Annotated in this window: 1 protein-coding gene; it reads right to left on the bottom strand. The window is 73.7% G+C overall.

The genetic code is table 11. The features are described from left to right. Window positions 1–6: 6 nt before the first annotated feature. Window positions 7–18,882: an amino acid adenylation domain-containing protein gene (locus ACIQWG_RS02900; RefSeq protein ID WP_404089517.1), complete on the bottom strand. Its 18,876-nt coding sequence runs from the start codon at window positions 18,880–18,882 to the stop codon at window positions 7–9. Window positions 18,883–19,027: the final 145 nt, after the last annotated feature.

Genomic DNA, 19,027 nt, shown 5'->3' with positions numbered 1-19,027 from the left:
GCGCTCTCACGGCCGTCGGTTCCGATCCGCCCAGGTGACCATCCCCTCCAGCGCCCGGAACCACGTCTCGGCGAGATCCTGGACCGTCTCACGCGGCAGCAGCCCTTCCAGATAGGACCAGTGGGCGGCCAGCACCGGCCCGTCCGCGCGGTCCTCGGTCACCACGTTGATGCTGAGCGCGTGGCCCTCGCGCATCGCGCCCTCCGGACCGATGTCGGCCGCGTCCTCCTCGGGCGCGTACGACCAGTCCGTGTCCTCCGGGATGCCGAACCGGCCCAGGTAGTTGAACTCGACACGGGCCGGTTCCCGGCCCGCCAGCTCCTCGCGAGTACGGGGGTTGAGGTGCCGCAGCACGCCGAAGCCGACGCCGTTCCCGGGCAGCGACGCCAGGTGCTCGCGGACCCGTCGTACGGCTTCCTCCGCGGCCGGGCCCCCTTCGAAGACCTCGGTGGGATCGGCCTTCCCGGCGTCGAGCCGGACCGGGAAGACGCTGGTGAACCAGCCCGTCGTGCGGGAGAGATAGACGTCGTCCCCGGCGAGTTCCTCCTCGCGGCCGTGCCCTTCCAGGTCGACCAGGACCGAGGTGTCCGTCCCGCCTAGCCGCCGGCGCCAGTCGGCGAAGGCCAGGGCGAGTCCGGCGAGCAGCACGTCGTTGACCCCCGCTCCGAACGCGGCGGGCACCGCCGACAGCAGCGGGCCGGTCCGCTCGGCGGGCAGACGCAGGACGACCTCCCGCTGGGTCGCCGTGGTGTCGCGGTCCGGGTCCCACTCCCGTGCCAGCGGGAAGGGTTCGCTCCCACCGTCGAGTACCGCCGTCCACACGGGCAGCTCCGCCTCTCGGGCCGGTTCCTGGGCGAGTTCGGTCAGCAGCCGGGACCAGCGGGCGAACGAGGTCTCGACGGGGGCAAGCCGCACCGCCCGTCCGGCACCGACGTCCCGCCAGGCCGCCGCGAGGTCCGGCAGCAGCACCCGCCAGGACACGCCGTCCACCACCAAGTGGTGGGCCATCAGCAGCAGTCGGCCCGGCGCCGCACCCGCGTCGAACCACACCGCACGGACCATCACGCCCGCGTCCGGGTCGAGCAGCGCACGGGCCGCGTGCGCGTGTTCCCGTACGGCGTCGGCGAGCGCCGGAGCGTCCGGTCCGGTGACGTCGACCCGCTCGATCCATGCGGCGGCGTCGACCGCGCCGGCCGGCGGCACGTGCAGCGACCAGTCCTCCGTGTCGTCGTGCGAGGGCCGCACCAGGGTGGCCCGCAGCATGTCGTGCCGGTCGGCCAGGGCCTGGAGCACGGCGGTCAGGCCGGGCAGGTCCAGGTCCGCGGGGGTGCGGACGAGCGCCGCCTGGTGGTAGGTCGCGAACGGTCCGCCCAGTTCGCGCAGCCAGTGCATCACCGGGGTGAGCGGCACGGTTCCGGTGCCGTCGTCCTCCGGGCGCGGTGCGGTGGCGTCCGCCGGTGCGGCGACCGCGGCCAGCGCGGCCACGGTGCGGTGCCGGAAGACCAGGCGCGGGCTGATCCGGACACCGGCCAGGCGGGCCCGGCCGACCAGTTGCATCGCGACGATGCTGTCCCCGCCGAGGGCGAAGAAGTCGTCGTCCACACCGATGCGTTCCAGCCCCAGCACCTCGGCGAACACCGCGCACAGCGTCTTCTCGACGGGGGTGGCGGGCGCGCGTCCCGTGGACAGGGCGGAGAAGTCCGGCGCGGGCAGGGCGGCCCGGTCCAGCTTGCCGTTCGCCAGCTGAGGGAAGGCGTCCAGCACCACGACGGCCGCCGGGACCATGTGGTCCGGGAGCACCGCCGTGGCATGGGCGCGCACCTCCGCCGGGTGCGGCGCGGAGCCGGCCGCGGGGACCACGTACGCCACGAGCAGCTTGCGCGGCGCCTCCTGACGTACCGTCACCAGCGCCTGGGCAACTCCGGGATGGCCGGTGAGCGCCGACTCGATCTCGGCGGGCTCGATCCGGAAGCCGCGGATCTTGACCTGGTCGTCGGCCCGGCCCAGGAAGTCCAGCCGTCCGTCGGCCGTCCACCGGGCCAGGTCGCCGGTGCGGTACAGCCGTGCGCCCGGTGCGCCGAACGGGTCGGCCACGAACCGCTCGGCCGTCAGCCCCGGGCTGCCCAGATAGCCGCGGGCGAGACCGCCGCCCGCCAGGTACAGCTCGCCGGTGACGCCGGGCGGCACCGGCTGGAGCAGCCCGTCCAGCACATGGGCCCGGGTTCCGGCCACCGGCCGTCCCACGAGCGGGCGTTCACTGTCCCGGACCCGGGCCACCAGGGCGTCCACGGTCGACTCGGTCGGCCCGTACAGGTTGAACGCCTCGGTGTCGCGCAGCCCGGCCAGCCGTCGCCACTGCGCGACGGGTACGGCCTCCCCGCCGACGCCGACGACCGCGAGCGGGCAGTCGTCGCCGCTCAGCAGGCCGCTGTCGGCCATCTGCGCGAACAGCGAGGGAGTGACCTCCAGGAAGTCGAAGCGGTGCTGCACCACGGCCGCCGCGAGCAGTTCGGGGTCGCGTCGGGTCTCCTCGGAGACGATGTGCACGCAGTGCCCGTCCAGCAGCCACAGCTGGGGCTGCCAGGAGGCGTCGAAGAAGAACGACCAGGCGTGGCCCGCCCGCAGATGGCGACGGCCGGTCGTCCGGATCGCGGGTGCGTAGAGGGTCTCGCGGTGGCTGTGGAAGAGATGGCCGAGGGTCTCGTGGGTGACCACGACTCCCTTGGGGCGGCCGGTGGAGCCCGAGGTGTAGATGACGTACGCCGGGTGGCGGGGCGTCAGCGGGCTGTGCCGGTCGGCGTCGGTGAGGTCGCTCGCGTCCTCGGCGGCGAGACGGCCGGCCGTGGCGGGTTCGTCGAGGAGGAGGGTGCCGGTGCCGGTCGGCAGGGCGGTGGCGAGTTCCCGGGTGGTGAGGGTCAGGACCGGACGGGCGTCGGCGAGGACGTCGGCGGTGCGTTCGGCCGGTGCGTCGGGGTCGAGGGGAAGGTAGGCCGCCCCGGCCTTGTGGACCGCGAGGACGGCCACCAGGAAGCGCACGGTGCGCGGCAGCGCGAGCGCCACGAGCTGTTCCGGTCGGGCACCGGACTTGACGAGCACGCGTGCCAGCCGGTTGGCCTCCGCGTCGAGTTCGGCGAAGGTGAGCTCGATGCCGTCGGAGGCCGCGGCGGGCTGGTCCGGGCAGGCGCGCACCCGCTCCTCGAAGAGCGCGGGGACGGTGGTGGGCGCGGCGATGAGCGGCCTGCTGTGCCAGCCGCCGGTCAGGCGGCGCCGCTCGTCCTCGTCGAGGATGTCGATCCGCCCGAGTGGCAGGTCCGGGTCGGCGGTGACGGCCCGCAGGACGCGCCGCAGCCGGTCCGCGAAGGACTGCGCGGTCGGGGGGTCGAAGAGGTCGGCGCTGTATTCCAGGACGCCGTCCACGCCGCTGCCGTCGCCGCGCTCCACGAAGTCGAAGGACAGGTCGAACTTGGCGGTCGTCTGTGTGACCTCGTCGCGTTCGCCCCGCAGCCCGAGAATTCCCGTGTCCTCTCCGCCGGACGCCAGGTACACCACCATCACCTGGAACAGCGGGTGCCGGGCGAGCGAGCGGGCCGGGTTGAGCACCTCGACCAGCCGCTCGAACGGCACGTCCTGGTGGTCGAAGGCGGCCAGATCGGCCTCCCGTACCCGGGCGAGCAGATCGCGGAAGGCAGGGTCGCCGGAGGTGTCGGTGCGCAGCACGAGCGTGTTCAGGAAGAAGCCGACCAGGTCTTCGAGAGCCGCGTCGGTGCGGCCCGAGATGGGGCTGCCGATGGGGATGTCATGGCCCGCGCCCAGCCGGGTGAGCAGGGTCGCCACCGCGGCCTGGAGCACCATGAACACGCTGACGCCGTTGTCCCGGGCCAACCGGTGCAGGGCCGCGGACAGTTCGGCGTCGAGCGAGAGGTCGGCGGAGCCGCCGCGGTAGGTGGCCTCCAGCGGGCGGGTGCGGTCCGTCCGCAGCGCCAGCTCCTCCGGAAGTCCCTCCAACGCGGCACGCCAGTGGGTGATCTGACGTGCCGCCAGGCTCTCCGGGTCCTTCTCGTCGCCGAGCATCTCCCGATGCCACAGGGTGTAGTCGGCGTACTGCACCGGCAGCGGCTCCCACTCGGGGGCCCGGCCCGCCGTACGGGCCGCGTAGGCGAGCGCGAGGTCCCGGTTCAGCGGCACCTCCGACCACTCGTCGCCCGCGATGTGGTGCAGCAGGAGGAGCAGCGTCCACTCCTGCTCGCCGGTGCGGAACACATGGACGCGCAAGGGGAGTTCACGGTCCAGCTCGAAGCCGTACGCCCCGGCCCGCGCGAGCAGCTCGGGCAGCCGGTCCGCCTCCGTGTCCGTCACCTCGAACGGGACGCGGACCTCGCCGGGGTCCAGCACCCGCTGGAAGGCCAGGCCGTTCTCGTCCGGGAACACCGTGCGCAGCGTCTCGTGCCGTACGACGAGGTCGTGCACGGCGTCCCGCAGCGCCGCCACGTCCAGCACGCCGGTCAGCCGCCAGGCCGAGGGGATGTTGTACGTCGCGCTGGGGCCCTCGACCCGGTACAGCACCCACAGGCGCTGCTGGGCGGAGGACAGCGGGAGGCGTCCGGGGCGCGGCCGGGTACTGAGGGCCGGGCGGGTCGCGGCGGTGCCGTCCTGTGTCAGACACTGCGCGAGACGGGCCACGGTCGGCGCGTCGAAGACCGTGCGCAGCGACACCTCGGTTCCGAGGGCGTCCCGGATCCGCGCCGTCAGCCGCATGGCCAGCAGCGAGTGGCCGCCCAGGGCGAAGAAGTCGTCGTCGATGCCGACCTCGGGCACGCCGAGCACGGCCGCGAAGGCCTCGTGGAGGAGGTCCTCTCGCGGTGTGCGGGGCCTGCGACCCGAGGTGAGCGTGGCGAAGTCCGGCGCGGGCAGCGCCTTCTCGTCGAGCTTGCCGGCCACCGTGCGCGGCAGCCCCGCCACGGTGACGAAGGCCGTCGGCACCATGTGCGAGGGCAGTGCGGAGGCCGCGTGGGCGCGCAGCACGGCCGGGTCCGGTGCGCGGTCGCCGGCGGGGAGGACGTACGCCACCAGCCTGCGCACGCCCGGAGTGTCCTCGCGTACGACCACGGCGGCCGTCGCCACGTCCGGGTGCCCGCCGAGCCGCGCCTCGACCTCGCCGAGTTCGATGCGGAAGCCACGCAGCTTGACCTGGCTGTCCGCCCGGCCCAGGAACTCCAGTGAGCCGTCCCGGCGCCGCCGGACCAGGTCGCCGGTGCGGTACATGCGGCTGCCGGGTTCGCCGAAGGGGTCGGCCGTGAAGCGTTCGGCGGTCAGCGCGGGCCGGTTCAGATAGCCGCGGGCCAGTCCCTCCCCCGCCAGGTACAGCTCGCCCGCCACACCCACCGGGACGGGCCGCAGCACAGCGTCCAGGACGTGGGCGCGGACGTTGTCCAGCGGCGCGGCCCAGCGTCCGGAGGCGTCGCTGTGCCAGCCGTAGGCGTCGACCGCGCTCTCGGTGGGGCCGTACAGGTCGTGCACCTGCACACCGGGCAGCGCGCACAGCCGCTCCCACAGCGCGGCCGGCGTGGCCTCGCCGCCCACGGTGATCACGCCGGGCAGGTGGCGGCCGGGCTCCAGGAAGCCGTGGTGGATGAGCTCGCGCAGATAGGTCGGCGTGACGTCGACGAAGTCGATCCGCTCCTCGCCGAGGTAGGCCAGCAGGGCGGCCGGGTCCGCCATGGTGGCCTCGTCGGTGACGTGCATCTCGTGCCCGGCCAGCAGCCAGATCAGCGGCTCCCACGAGCCGTCGAAGCTGAACGACGCGGCGTGCACGGCCCGCAGCCGCTCACGGCCCAGGGCCTGCCCGGCGGGCGCGATGAGGTCGTCACGGTGGGCGGCGAAGAGGTTGCTCAGGCCGCGATGGGTGCCGACGACGCCCTTCGGGGTTCCGGTCGAGCCGGACGTGAAGATGACGTACGCGGCGTCGGCGGGAGCGGGCGGCAGGGGCGCGGGGACCTCGTGGGCGGGGTCGTGCGCGGCGAGGACGTCGGGGGCGTCCAGCAGCACCGGGGTGCGGCCGTCGGGGAGTTTCGTCGCCAGGGCCGCGGTGGTGAGCACGCACAGCGGATCCGCGTCACGCAGCATGAACTCCAGCCTTTCGGCGGGGAGTTCAGGGTCGAGGGGCAGATACGCGGCCCCGGACTTCAGTACGCCCAAGATGGCCGGGACCATGAGGCGGCGGGGCAGGGCCAGGGCGACGACCGTCTCGGGGCGGGCGTCTCGGCGCAGCAGCAGCCGGGCCACGGCGTCGACCTGTCCGGACAGTTCGCGGAAGGTGAGGCGGCCCTCGCGGGTGACCAGGGCCGGGGCGTCGGGCCGCGTGCGTACGGCGTCCTCGAAGAGCTCCGGGACGGAGCGTCGCTCCACCGGCCGGGCCGTGTCGTTCCAGAGGGTCGCGGCGGCCGACTCCTCCTCCTGGGTGAGCACCCTCAGCGAGCTCACCGGCCGCCCCGGATCGCGGGCGACCTGTTCCAGCAGGGCGAGCAGCCGCTCGACCAGCGCCTGCGCGGTCCGTTGGTCGGTGAGGTCGGTGGCGTACTCCAGGAGGAGTGTCATGTCGTGACCGGGGCCGTGGTCGACGACGGTGAAGTCCAGGTCGAACTTGGCCATGCCGGTGTCCATGTCGAACCACTGGGTCGGCAGGCCGAACAGGTCGGGGTCGCCGTCGGGCCGGTGGTGGTAGCCGAGCATCACCTGGAACAGCGGGTTGCGGTCGGCGACGCGGGCCGGATTGACCGCCTCCACGATCCGGTCGAACGGCACGTCCTGGTGCTCGAAGGCGGCGAGCGCCGCTTCCCTGACCCGGCCGAGGAGGTCGGTGAACGCCGGGTCGCCGGACACGTCGGTGCGCAGCACGAGCGTGTTCACGAAGAACCCGACCAGATCGTCCAGAGAGCTGTCGGTGCGCCCCGCGATCGGCGCGCCCAGCGGGATGTCGTCGCCCGCGCCGAGGCGGTGCAGCAGCGCCGCCGTCGCCGCCTGGAAGAGCATGAACATACTGGCCTGCCGGGTGGCGGCCAGCTTCCGCAGCGCCTCCCCGGTGGCGTCCGGGAGGGCCGTTCGCACGACCGCCGCTCGACCGCTGGCACGGGCGGCGCCCGGACGGTCCAGCGGCAGCGGGATCTCCTCCGGCGCGCCGTCAAGCGTCCGCGTCCAGTGGGCGAGTTGCCGCTCTTCCGCTGCGACGAGCAGGCGTTCCTGCCACAGCGTGTAGTCGGCGTACTGCGCCGGCAGCGGCTGCCACGCGGGTGCCCGGCCCGCCGCACGGGCCGCGTAGGCGTGGTTCAGGTCGGTCAGGAAGGGCCGGTCCGACCACTCGTCGGTGGTGATGTGGTGCAGCACCAGAGCCACCACGTGGTCGTCCGGACCCAGCTTCAACACCTCGGCCCGGAGCGGGAGTTCGGAGGCGAGGTCGAAGGGGCGGCGCTGTGCGGCGGTGATCCGGGCGGGCAGTTCGTCCTCGGCACAGTCGGCCACCCGGAACTCCGGCTCGGCGGCACCGGGTGCCGCGATCCACTGGTAGGGCTCGCCGTCCTCCTCCAGGAAGCGTGTCCTGAGCGACTCATGACGTCCCGTCACATCGGCCAGCGCGGCTCGCAACGCGTCGAGATCGAGCGGGCCCCGGACGCGGGTGACCAGCGGGAAGTTGTACGCGACCGAGTCGCCGGCGATCCGCTCGACCAGCCACAGCCGCCGTTGGGCGGCCGACAGCGGGATCCGCGCGGGCCGTTCGGCCTCGGGCACGGGCTCCAGCGCGGGACGGGCCGGCCGCCCGGCGTCCGCCCGCAGCGCCAGCGCCTGAGGCGTCGGCGCCTCGAACAGGTCCCGGATCGCCAACTCCGCGCCCAGCTCGGTGCGCGCCCGGCTGATCAGCCGGGTCGCGAGCAGCGAGTGGCCGCCCAGGTCGAAGAAGTGGTCCTCCGCGCCGGTGCGGGGCAGCCCCAGCACCTCGGCGAACAGGCGGCACAGCACCTCCTCCGCGGGGGTGCGCGGTCCTCGTCCGGCGGACAGGGCGACGGCGGGCTCGGGTTCCGGCAGGGCCCGCACATCCAGCTTGCCGTTGTCGTTCATCGGCAGCCCGGGCAGCACCACGAAGGCGGCCGGGACCATGTAACCGGGCAGCCCCCGGCCCAGGTCCTCACGCAGACGCCGGACCAGGGCGGCGTGCCCGCGTGTCGCGGCCGGGGTGTTGGCGTACGGCGCCGTGCCGCGCTCGGCGCGCGGGCGGTACAGGCCCGATGTGCGCCGAGTCGTCCCCGGCGCGCGGACGAACACGGCGTCGAAGAAGCCAGGTTCGTCCGACCACGTGGTCAGGACCCGGAAGCCACGAGCCTCCCCCAGCTCCCGCAGGTGGTCGGGCTCCTCTCCGGCCGGTGCGGGGCCGGGCAGCCGGCCGGCGCCGACCGAGTGGGTCGCGGCGAGGTCGTCGGCCGTCCGGGCGTCCGGAATCCGGCGCACCCGCAGTGCGTCCGCCTCGGCCAGAAGCGAGATGAGCCGGTGCGCGTCCTGCGACCAGTCGACGACCGGGACGTCGTCGAGCGGTACGGCGTCCGCCGTGTCGCCGTACAGCACGACGTCGTACCGGTAGCGCGTCAGCTCGTTGTGGTGCCGTCCGGCCTTGGTGCGCAGTTCGACGCCGACGCCGAGGGTGGTGAACCAGTCGGGGTCGACGAGGAGTTCCTTCTCCAGGGCGAGGCCCCGGTCCACGGCCCGGCGCAGCGCCTGCGGGTCGGCGGCCTCGCCCGCGCGGGCGAGCTGGATGCCGGTCTGGAACACCCGGGCCTGCCGCAGGTCCCGTACATCGCCGAGGAACAGGGCGCCGCCCGGCGCGAGCAGCCCCATCGCGCCGCGGATCACCTCGCGCAGATGGTCCAGGCTGGGGAAGTACTGCACGACGGAGTTGATGACGACCGTGTCGAAGAAGCCGGCCGGCAGCCCGTCGGTCACCTCGGCCGCCTGGCAGCGCAGTTCGACCTTCCGCGCCAGCTCCGGGTCGGCCGACAGGTCCTCGCCTAGCTTGCGGATGACGGGGGCCGCGAAGTCCGTCGCCCAGTACGCCTCGGCGTCCGGGGCGAGCCGGGAGAGCAGCAGGCCGGAGCCGACGCCGATCTCCAGGATCCGCCGCGGCCGCAGTTCCCGGATGCGCTCGACGGTGGCCTCGCGCCACTCGCGCATGTGCTCCAGAGGGATGGGCCGACCGTCGTAGGAGCTGTCCCAGCCCGCGAAGTCCTCGGTGCGCACGGCCGTGCCGATCTCGGAGTACTCGGCGGAGTAGATCTCCCGCCACTCGCCGATCTGTTCCCGCTCGGCCTCCTGGCGGGACGCCTCGTCGGGGTCCGCCGGGACGACATAGCCCACCAGCCGTTTGGTGCCGGGCGCGTTGGCGTCGTCGCGGGCGATCACGGCGGCCCGGGAGACCTCGGGGTGCTGCGCGAGGGCCGTCTCGATCTCGCCCAGCTCCACGCGGTAGCCCCGGATCTTGACCTGGTCGTCGGTGCGGCCGAGGAAGTCGAGGTTGCCGTCCGGGCGGCGGCGCACCAGGTCGCCGGTGCGGTAGATGCGCTCGCCGGGGCGGCCGTACGGGTCGGCGACGAAGCGTTCGGCGGTCAGGCCGGGACGGTCGAGATAGCCGCGTGCCAGACCGACGCCCGCGATGTACAGCTCGCCCGCCACGCCGTCCGGCACCGGCCGCAGCCAGGTGTCGAGGATGCGGGCGCGGGTGGCGCGGATGGGCCGGCCGACGGTCGGGGTGGCGCTGTCGTGGGTGCCGCCGCCCAGGGTGTTGATGGTGTACTCGGTGGGCCCGTACAGGTTGTAGCCGTACGTCCCCTCGGTGTCCCGGAGCGTGTTCCACACCGTCTCGGTGACCGCCTCGCCGCCGAGCAGCACCAGCGGTGGCCGGTGGCCCTCCAGCAGGCCCTCCTCGATGAGGAGATGGGCGTAGGTGGGGGTCACGTTGACGACGTCGACGCGGTGTTCCTCGCAGTACGCGACCAGCGCGGTCGCATCCCGCCGCAACTCCTCGTCGCAGATGTGCACTTCGTGTCCCTCGACGAGCCACAGCAGCTCCTCCCAGGACATGTCGAAGGCGAACGACACGGTGTGCGCGATGCGCAGCCGCCGCCCGCCCGCCGACTCGATCGCCGGGGCGAAGATCTCCTTCTGGTGGTTGAGCTGCATGTTCGTCAGGCCGATGTACGGCGTGACCACGCCCTTGGGGCGGCCCGTGGAACCGGAGGTGTAGATCACGTACGCCGGGTGGTCCAGGCTGAAGGACAGCTCGACGGGGTCGGCGGACAGGCCGGCGAGCTCGGCCGCCGTCCCCGGATCGTCGAGCAGTACCCGTGAGAACGCGTCCCCCGTCAGGGTCCCGGACACCGCCCGCGTCGACAGCAGGAGCAGCGGGCCGGCGTCGGCCAGCATCGCCGACAGCCGCTCGGCCGGGTGGTCCAGCTCCAGCGGCAGGTACGCGGCACCGGTGCGCAGCACGGCGAACAGGGCGACAACCGTGTCGATGGAGCGCGGCAGTCCGAGCGCGACGACCTGCTCGGGTCCGGCGCCGCGCGCGAGCAGCAGCCGGGCCATGCGGTTGCAGCGGGCGTCGAGTTCGGCGTACGTCACCGTCCGCGTGCCGAAGACGAGGGCCGTCGCGTCCGGGGTGCGGGCGGCCTGCGCGGCCAGCATGTCCGCCACGGTCTCGTGCGGAACCGGCTGCCGGTTCGCGCTCTCCGCACGGGCCAGCGCGGCGGCCTCGGCGGGCAGGACGGCGGCCAGTGAGCCCACGGCGGCGGACGGGTCGGCGACCAGGCGCTCAACCATGAGCGCGAACCGGTCGATCAGTCCGGTCGCGTAGGCGTCTTCCAGCAGGTCCGGCCGGTAGGCGAGGGTGACGCGGATCCGCTCCCCGGGGGTGACGACCAGGTTGGCCGGGTAGTGCGTGGCGTCCACGTTGGCGACGGCGGTGGCGCCGTGCCGGTCGCGCAGCTCGGCGAGCCGGTCGTCGGTGTCGGCGTTGCGCAGCACGAACAGGGTGTCGAACAGCCGGCGGTGGCCGGTCTCGGCCTGGAGCACCCCCAGCCCGAGGTACTCGTACGGCATCAGCTCCAGCCGCTCGCCCTGGACCCGGCGCAGCAGGTCCAGCACGGACTCCCGGGGGTCGAGGGCGATGCGGGCGGGGACGGTGTTGAGGAACATGCCGATGACGTTCTCGACGTCCGGCACCTCGCTCGGCCGGCCCGCGACGGTCGTGCCGAACGCGATGTCGGTACGACCCGTGACACCGGCGAGGACCAGGCCCCAGGCGGCGTTGAGCACGGTGTTGAGGGTGAGCCCGTGCCGTCGGGCGGTGTCGCGCAGCCGCTCGGCGGTGTCCGCGTCGAGGGCCACGTCCAGGTGCCGCGGGATCACCGGCTCCAGGCCCCGGTCGGAGACGGCGGGCACCAGCAGCGTGGGCTCGTCGAAACCGGCCAGGGCGCTGCGCCAGGCGCGGGTGGCGTCGGCGTCGTCCTGGCGTTCCAGCCAGGTCAGGTAGTCGCGGTAGGAGCCGGGGCGGGCGAGACCGGCCGGGTCGCCCCCGCTCTCGTACAGGGCGAACAGCTGGTCCAGGAACAGCCACGCGGACCAGCCGTCCCACAGGATGAGGTGGCGGCCGATGACGAGCCGGTCGCCGCGGTCGTCGCCGAGGCGCACGAGCAGCATCCGGAAGAGCAGCGGACGGGACAGGTCGAAGCGGCGGGAGCGCTCCTCGTCCATCAACTCCCGCATCCGGGTGTTCTGTTCGGCCGTCGTCAGCGCGGAGAGGTCCACTTCCGTCAGGGGGATCCCGGCGTCACGCACGATGAACTGCACCGGTTGGCGCAGCCCTTCGCTGGTGAATCCGGCGCGCAGGCTCGGGTTGCGGTCCAGCAGCGTGCGGGTCGCGGCCCGCAGCCGTGCGGTGTCCACGCGCTCGGCGAAGTCGAAGGACTCGTGGACGGTGTAGACGTCCAGCACCGTGTCGTCGTACGTGGAGTGGAAGAACAGGCCCTCCTGGAGCGGGGCGAGGGGCCACACGTCCTGGACGCGGCCCGGGGCGAGCTCTTCGACGCGTGCCCGCTCCTCCTCGGTGAGGGCGAACTCGGAGGCCGCCGGCGCTTCCACGGTGGTGTCGGTGGCGGTCGCCGCCGCCGCGAGCGCCGCCGGGGTGCGGTGTTCGAACACATCCCGCGGGCCGAGTGCGAGGCCGGCTCGGCGGGCCCGGCTGGCGACGGCGATGGAGCTGATGCTGTCTCCGCCGAGGAGGAAGAAGTCGTCGTCGACGCCGGCGTCCGGCAGTCTCAGTACGGCGGCGAAGATCTCCGTGAGCAGCTGTTCCCGGGGGTTGCGCGGGGCCCGGGCCGTGGCGCGTTCGGCCTGCGGGTCGGGCAGCGCGGCCCGGTCGAGCTTGCCGCTGGGGGTGAGGGGCAGGGCGTCGAGGACGACGTAGGCGCCCGGCACCATGGGCGCGGGCAGCGACGCCGCCAGGGCTTCCCGCAGCCCGGTGGCGTCCACGTCGTCACCGTCCGCCGGTACGACGTAGGCCACGAGCGCGTTGTCACGCACCGCCACGGCGGCCTGGCCCACCTCGGGCAGCCGGCCGAGCGCGGCCTCGATCTCGCCGGGTTCGATGCGGTTGCCGCGCAGTTTGACCTGACGGTCGGTGCGGCCCAGGTACTCGATCACCCCGTCGGGCCGGCGGCGCACCAGGTCGCCGGTGCGGTACATGCGGCTGCCGGGCGGACCGTACGGGTCGGCCGTGAACCGCTCGGCGGTCAGGGCGGGGCGGGCGTGGTAGCCGCGCGCCAGTTGCACGCCGGTGAGATACAGCTCGCCGGGGACGCCGTCGGGGACGGGCCGCAGACAGGTGTCCAGGACGCGCAGGCCGGTGTTCCACACGGGCCTGCCGATCGGCACGGTCGTGCCCTCGTCCCCGTCGTACGGGTGGTGGGTGACGTCGACGGCGGCCTCGGTCGGGCCGTACAGGTTGTGCAGCGGCACACCGGTCAGCGCCCGCCAGCGGCGCGCGGCGGCCGTCGGCAGGGCCTCGCCGCTGCTCAGGACGCGGCGCAGGGACGCCGCCCAGGCCGGGTCCGCCGTGACCTCGTCGGACTGGAGGAACGCCTCCAGCATGGACGGCACGAAGTGCAGCGTGGTGACGGCCTGTTCCCGCACGAGCGCCGTGAGGTAGGCGGGGTCGCGGTGGCCGTCCGGGCGGGCGAGGACGACGGTGGCGCCTTCGAGGAGCGGCCAGAAGAACTCCCAGACGGAGACGTCGAAACTGGACGGCGTCTTCTGGAGGACCCGGTCGTCGGCCGTCAGCCCGTACGCGCCTTGCATCCAGGCGAGCCGGTTGACGATGGCGCGGTGGGTGACGACCACCCCCTTCGGCAGGCCCGTCGAACCGGAGGTGTAGATGAGGTAGGCGGGGTCGTCGGGGTGGGCGGCCGAGCGCGCTTCGACCGGGTGGGGGTCCGGCTCGGTCGCGTCGAGCAGCAGGATGCCGTCGTGCCGGGGCAGCCGGTCGGCGGTCGCGGACAGCGTCACCACGGTCGCGGCGCCGGAGTCGGCGAGCATATGGGCCACCCGGTCCGCCGGATAGTCCAGGTCGACCGGCAGGTAGGCGCCACCCGCCTTCAGCACGCCGAGCAGCGCGACCATCAGCTCCGCGGACCGGGGCACCGCCACCGCGACGAACTGGCCGGGACGGGCGCCACGCCCGCGCAGCCGGGCGGCCAACGCCTCGGCGCGGGCGTCGAGTTCGGCGTAGTCGAGCCGCTCGCCCTCGAAGACGACCGCCGTCGCCTCCGGGGTGCGGGCGGCCTGGGCGGTGAACGCCTCGGCCAGGGTGGTCTCGTGGACCGGGTGCTCCTCACCGGCCGGATGCGCGTGGAGTGCCTCGTCGGGCGACAGCAGTTCGACGGAGGCGGCCGGGCGGGCGGGGTCGTCGGCGATCGCCGTCAGGACGCGCGTCAGCCGGTCGGCGAGGGTGCGTACGGTGTCGCCGTCGAGGCGTTCCGTGTGGTGCTTGAGCCGCAGGTCCAGCCGCTGTCCCGGCTTGACGACGAGGGCGAGCGGATAGTGCACGGCGTCGTGGAAGGTGTCGCCGGTGATGCGTACGGTGCCGGACGCGTCCCGCAGATCCGTTTCGGCGGGGTAGTTCTCGAACACCACGAGGGTGTCGAAGAGTTCGCCCTCGCCGGCGTGTCCCGCGAGCCGTTGGATCTCCGCCAGACCGAGGTGCTGGTGGTCCAGCAGCCGCGCCTGCTCGTCCTGGAGGGTGACGAGGAGGTCCCCGAGCGACGCCCAGGGCGCCCAGCGGAACCGCGTGGGAAGGGTGTTGATGAACAGGCCCACCATCGAGGCGATCCCGTCGACCTCGCCGTCCCGGCCGGAGACCGTCGTGCCGAACACCACGTCGGCGCGGCCGGTCAGTCCGCCGAGCAGCAGTCCCCAGGCGGCCTGGACGACCGTGCCCAGGGTGACGCCGTGGTCGCGGGCCCGGTCGACGAGGCGGGCCGTGGTCTCCTCGGGCAGCTCCACGCGGACGTGTGCGGGCTGCACCGGCGCGCCGGCGGCCGGGGTCGCAACCAGCCGTGTCGGCTCGTCGAGCCCGGCGAGGGCCGTGCGCCAGGCGTCGCGGGCGCCCTCACGGTCCTGCCCGGCGAGGCGGCCCAGGAAGGCGCGGTAGGGGGTGACATCAGCGAGCGGGGATGTGTCCGTGCCGTAGCAGGCCATCAGTTCGCGGTGCAGCACCGGCAACGACCAGCCGTCGGCGATGATGTGATGGAACGTCAGGATCAGTTGGCTGTGCTGCCCGCCGAGGTGGATCAGGGCGCAGCGCAGCAGCGGCGGTGCCGCGAGGTCGAACCCGGCGGCCCGTTCGTCGGCGGCCACCGCCTCGCCGAGCGTCCGACCGACCGCCCGGTCCTGGGCCGAGAGGTCGATCTCCCGCCAGGGCAGTTCGGCGTCGCGGGTGATGATCTGCACAGGGGTGCCGTCGGGGCGCTGGCGGAAGGCGGCCCGCAGCGGTGCGTGGCGGTCCAGCAGGCGCTGGGCGGCGCGGCGCAGGGTGGGCCCGTCGACCGGGCCGGACAGGTCGAGGACCTGCTGCACGACGTAGGTGTCGCCGCCGGTGGCGTCGGTCAGCGCGTGGAAGAAGAAGCCCTGCTGGAGCGGGGTGAGGGGCAGCAGCTCCGCTACGGCCAGCGGGTGGGTGCCCTGGATCTCGGCGAGTTCGGCCGGGTCCAGGTCGAGCAGCGGGCGTGCGGTGTCCGTGCCGTCGTCGGTGCGCTCGACGGCCGCCTGGGCGAGGGCCTCGGCCGTGCGGTGCCGGAACACCTCGCGAGTGGTGAGCCGCAGGCCCGCTTCCCGTGCCCTGATGAGCAGTTGGATGGCGCTGATGCTGTCGCCGCCGAGGGCGAGGAAGTCGTCCTCGGCCGTGACCGAGTCCAGCCCGAGCACCTCGGCGTACAGGCGGCACAGCAGTTTCTCGCGCGGGGTCCGCGGCGGGCGGCCGGAGCTCATCGTCGCGTGGTCCGGCGCGGGCAGTGCTCTGGCGTCGATCTTGCCGCTGGGGGTGACGGGCAGCGTGTGCAGGGGTACGAACGCCGACGGAACCATGTAGTCGGGCAGCCACTCGGCGGCGTGCGCGCGCAGCGTCCGCATCAGCGCGGTCACGTCACGGAAGGGCGCGGGGCGGTTGGCGTGGGGGTAGGCGCCCGCGGTCCGGTAGATGCCGGTGCGGGGCTCGTCGAGGGACAGTACGGCGTCGAAGGCGCCGTCGTCGGCACGGCCGTTCCAGGTCAGGGCGGCCCGGTAGCCGTGCCGGGCGGCCAGGGCGTGCAGCTCCCGCGGGTCCGCTCCCGCGGCCGTCTCGCCGCTGCTGCCCTCCAGCCGCCACAGGTCGGCCAGGTCGTCGGCGAGGCGGGCGTTGGGCACGCCGGTGATCCGCAGCCGGCCGGGGCGCTGCGCGAGCAGGGCGGCGAGGTCGCCCGCGTCGGCCCAGGAGACCTCGCGTTCCTCGGGGTGGGGAGCACGGGCCCCGGGGTGCAGGACGACGTCGTACCGGTAGCGACTCAGTTCGTTGTGGTGCTCGGCCGACTTGATCCTCAGGTCGGCGTCGAAGCCGTCGAGGGCGGCGAAGTAGTCGGGGTCCAGGAGCAGTTCGCCCTCCCAGCACACCGACTGCTCCACGGCCGCGCGCAGCGCGCTCTTGTCGTCCACGCCTGTGCGTGCGGCCTTCCGTGTCTCGACGGCCGCCCGCAGGGTGCGCAGCAGCCGCAGGTTGCGCACATCGCCCACGAAGATCCGCCCGCCGCGGGCGAGGAGTGCGGAGGCCTTGCGCAGGACGTCCGTGAGGTACTCGGCGTTCGGGAAGTACTGGGCGACGGAGTTGAGGACGACGACGTCGAAGTACCCGGCGGGCAGCCCGGAGACGTCGTCGGCGGGCTGGGCGCGCAACTCGACCTTGGCCGCCAGATCCGCGTCCAGTTGGGCGCCCAGGGCCGCGATGGCTTCGGCGGACAGGTCGGTGCCCCAGTAGGCCTCGCAGTCGGGGGCGAGCCGGGACAGGATCAGTCCGCTGCCGACGCCGATCTCCAGGACCCGTCGCAGGGGGCCGCTCTCACGGATGCGTTCGACGGTCGCCTCCCGCCACTCGCGCATCTCCTCGACGGGGATGGGCAGGCCGTCGTACATGCTGTTCCAGCCGGCGAAGTTCGCCCCGAAGCTCTCCGAACCGGCGGCGCTGTAGAGCAGTTCGTGGACCTGCTTCCACTCCCCCACCCGGTCGTCCGGTGCGTCGAGGGCGGGGACGACGTAGGCGGCGAGGCGCCGGTCGCCGGGGCGGTCCTCGCGGGCGACCACCGTGACCTGGTCGACCGCCGGGTGGCCGCGCAGCACCGACTCGATCTCACCCGGTTCGATGCGGAAGCCGCGGATCTTGATCTGGGCGTCCACGCGGCCGAGGAACTCCAGCCGGCCGTCGGACCGTCGGCGGACCAGGTCCCCCGTGCGGTAGAGCCGCTCGCCGGGCGCGCCGAACGGGTCGGCGACGAAACGTTCGGCGGTCAGGTCCGGGCGGCCGAGATAGCCGCGCGCCAGGCCCGCGCCGCCGAGGTAGAGCTCGCCGGTGACTCCGGCGGGGACCGGCCTGAGGTAGGCGTCGAGGACGTAGGCGCGGGTTCCCGGGTCGGGGACGCCGATCGGCACGATGGCTCCGGCGGGGATGTCCGGATCGCACAACCCCAGCGTGGAGTTGGTGGTGGCCTCGGTCGGGCCGTAGGCGTTGAACATCATCCGCCCGCGCGCATAGCGCCCCACCAGTTCCGGCGAGACACGTTCGGTGCCCGCCAGCAGGGTGGCGGCGGGCGGGAGCCGGACGTCGTCCGCCATGGCGGCGAGGAGGGCCGGCGGCAGGATCATGAACGTGATGCCGTGCGCGTTCGCGTAGTCGGCGAGCGGCGCTCCGGGTACGCGGCGCTCGGCCGGTACGACGACCAGCCGGCCGCCGGAGAGCAGGCCGAGGCACAGGTCCCAGAAGGCGACGTCGAAGCTGGGCGAGGCGAACTGGAGCACCCGGCTGTGCGGACCGATGCCGAACCGCTCGCTCTGGGTGGCCACGAGCTTGGCGACACCGCTGTGGGCGAGGACGACACCCTTGGGGCGCCCGGTCGAGCCCGAGGTGTAGATGACGTAGGCGGCGCTCAGGACGGTCAGGGGTGCGCCGCGATCGGCGTCGGTGGGGTCATGGGCGGGGCGGCGCGCCAGCTCGGCGGCGGTGGCGGACGCGTCGAGTGACAGCAGATCCGTCTCGTCGCTCTGGGGCAGGTCCCGCGCGGTCTCCTCGGTCGTCACCATGCAGACGGGGGCCGCGTCGCGCAGCATGTACGCGATGCGGTCCGCCGGGTAGTCGTGGTCGATCGGCAGATAGGCGGCGCCGGACTTGAGGACGGCGACCTCGGCCACGATCAGCTCGGCGGAGCGCGGCAGGGCCAGCGCGACGATGCGTTCGGGGCCGGCGCCCCGGGCGATCAGGGCGTGCGCGAGCCGGTTGGCCCGCTCGTCCAGTTCGGCGTAGGTGAGTTCCTCCTCCTCGAAGACCAGGGCGACCTCGTCGGGGCGCGTCCTGACCTGCTCGGCGAACATGGCCGGCCAGGTGTCCGGCGGGACGGTGTGCTCGGTGGCGTTCCAGTCGAGGACGACCCGCCGGTACTCCGCCGGGTCCATCAGGTCGAGCCGGGCCACGGGTGTTTCGGGCCGGGCGAGGGCATCGGTGAGCAAGGTGCGGTAGTGACCGAGGATCCGGTCGACGGTCGCGGCGTCGAAGAGGCTGGGGTCGTAGGTCGCCCGCGCCTCGCCCTCGTCCACCTCGATGAGCAGGTCGACGGGTCCGGGGAGCGTCCCGGCGGGTCGCCGGGCCGTGCCGAACGCCGTGTTGCAGAACAGCCCGCCGCCACGCGTCGCTCTGGGCCGCACCTCGTCGATCAGCAGGGCGAGGGGAACCCGATGGGCTTCGGCCGCTTCCCACGCTTCGGTGACGCGCCCCAACAGTGCCTGGAAGGAGGGCTCGTGGTCGGCGGACACCCGGACCGGGAGCCCGTCGTGGCCCACGGTCAGGTCCACCGCCGCGCTGTAGCGGTGCAGCAGGGCGACGAACGCCGTGAGCAGCACGAGGTCGGGGGCGTCCGGCAGGCCGGTCAGCGTGCGGGTCGCCCGGTCATGGACCGGCTCCGGCGGATGGGGCCGGTCGACGGGCAGCGAGAGTTCCAGGGGCAGCGGAGTGAGCAACCTCCGCCAGTGGACCAGGACTTCCTCGGAACCGCACACGGCAGTCCGCCTCCCCAGCAGGTCGGTCCCGGGCCTGCCGGGAATCGCGGCCATAGTAAGGTAAGGGTTACCTAATTTCACAGACTCATCACAGATTTCCGCAAGGGGATGGGCCCACAGACCCACTGGTCTTACAGTCCGTGAC

It is taken from the genome of Streptomyces sp. NPDC098781, assembly GCF_044759995.1.
GTDB lineage: Bacteria > Actinomycetota > Actinomycetes > Streptomycetales > Streptomycetaceae > Streptomyces.
This window is presented reverse-complemented; position numbering and strand designations above follow the sequence as displayed.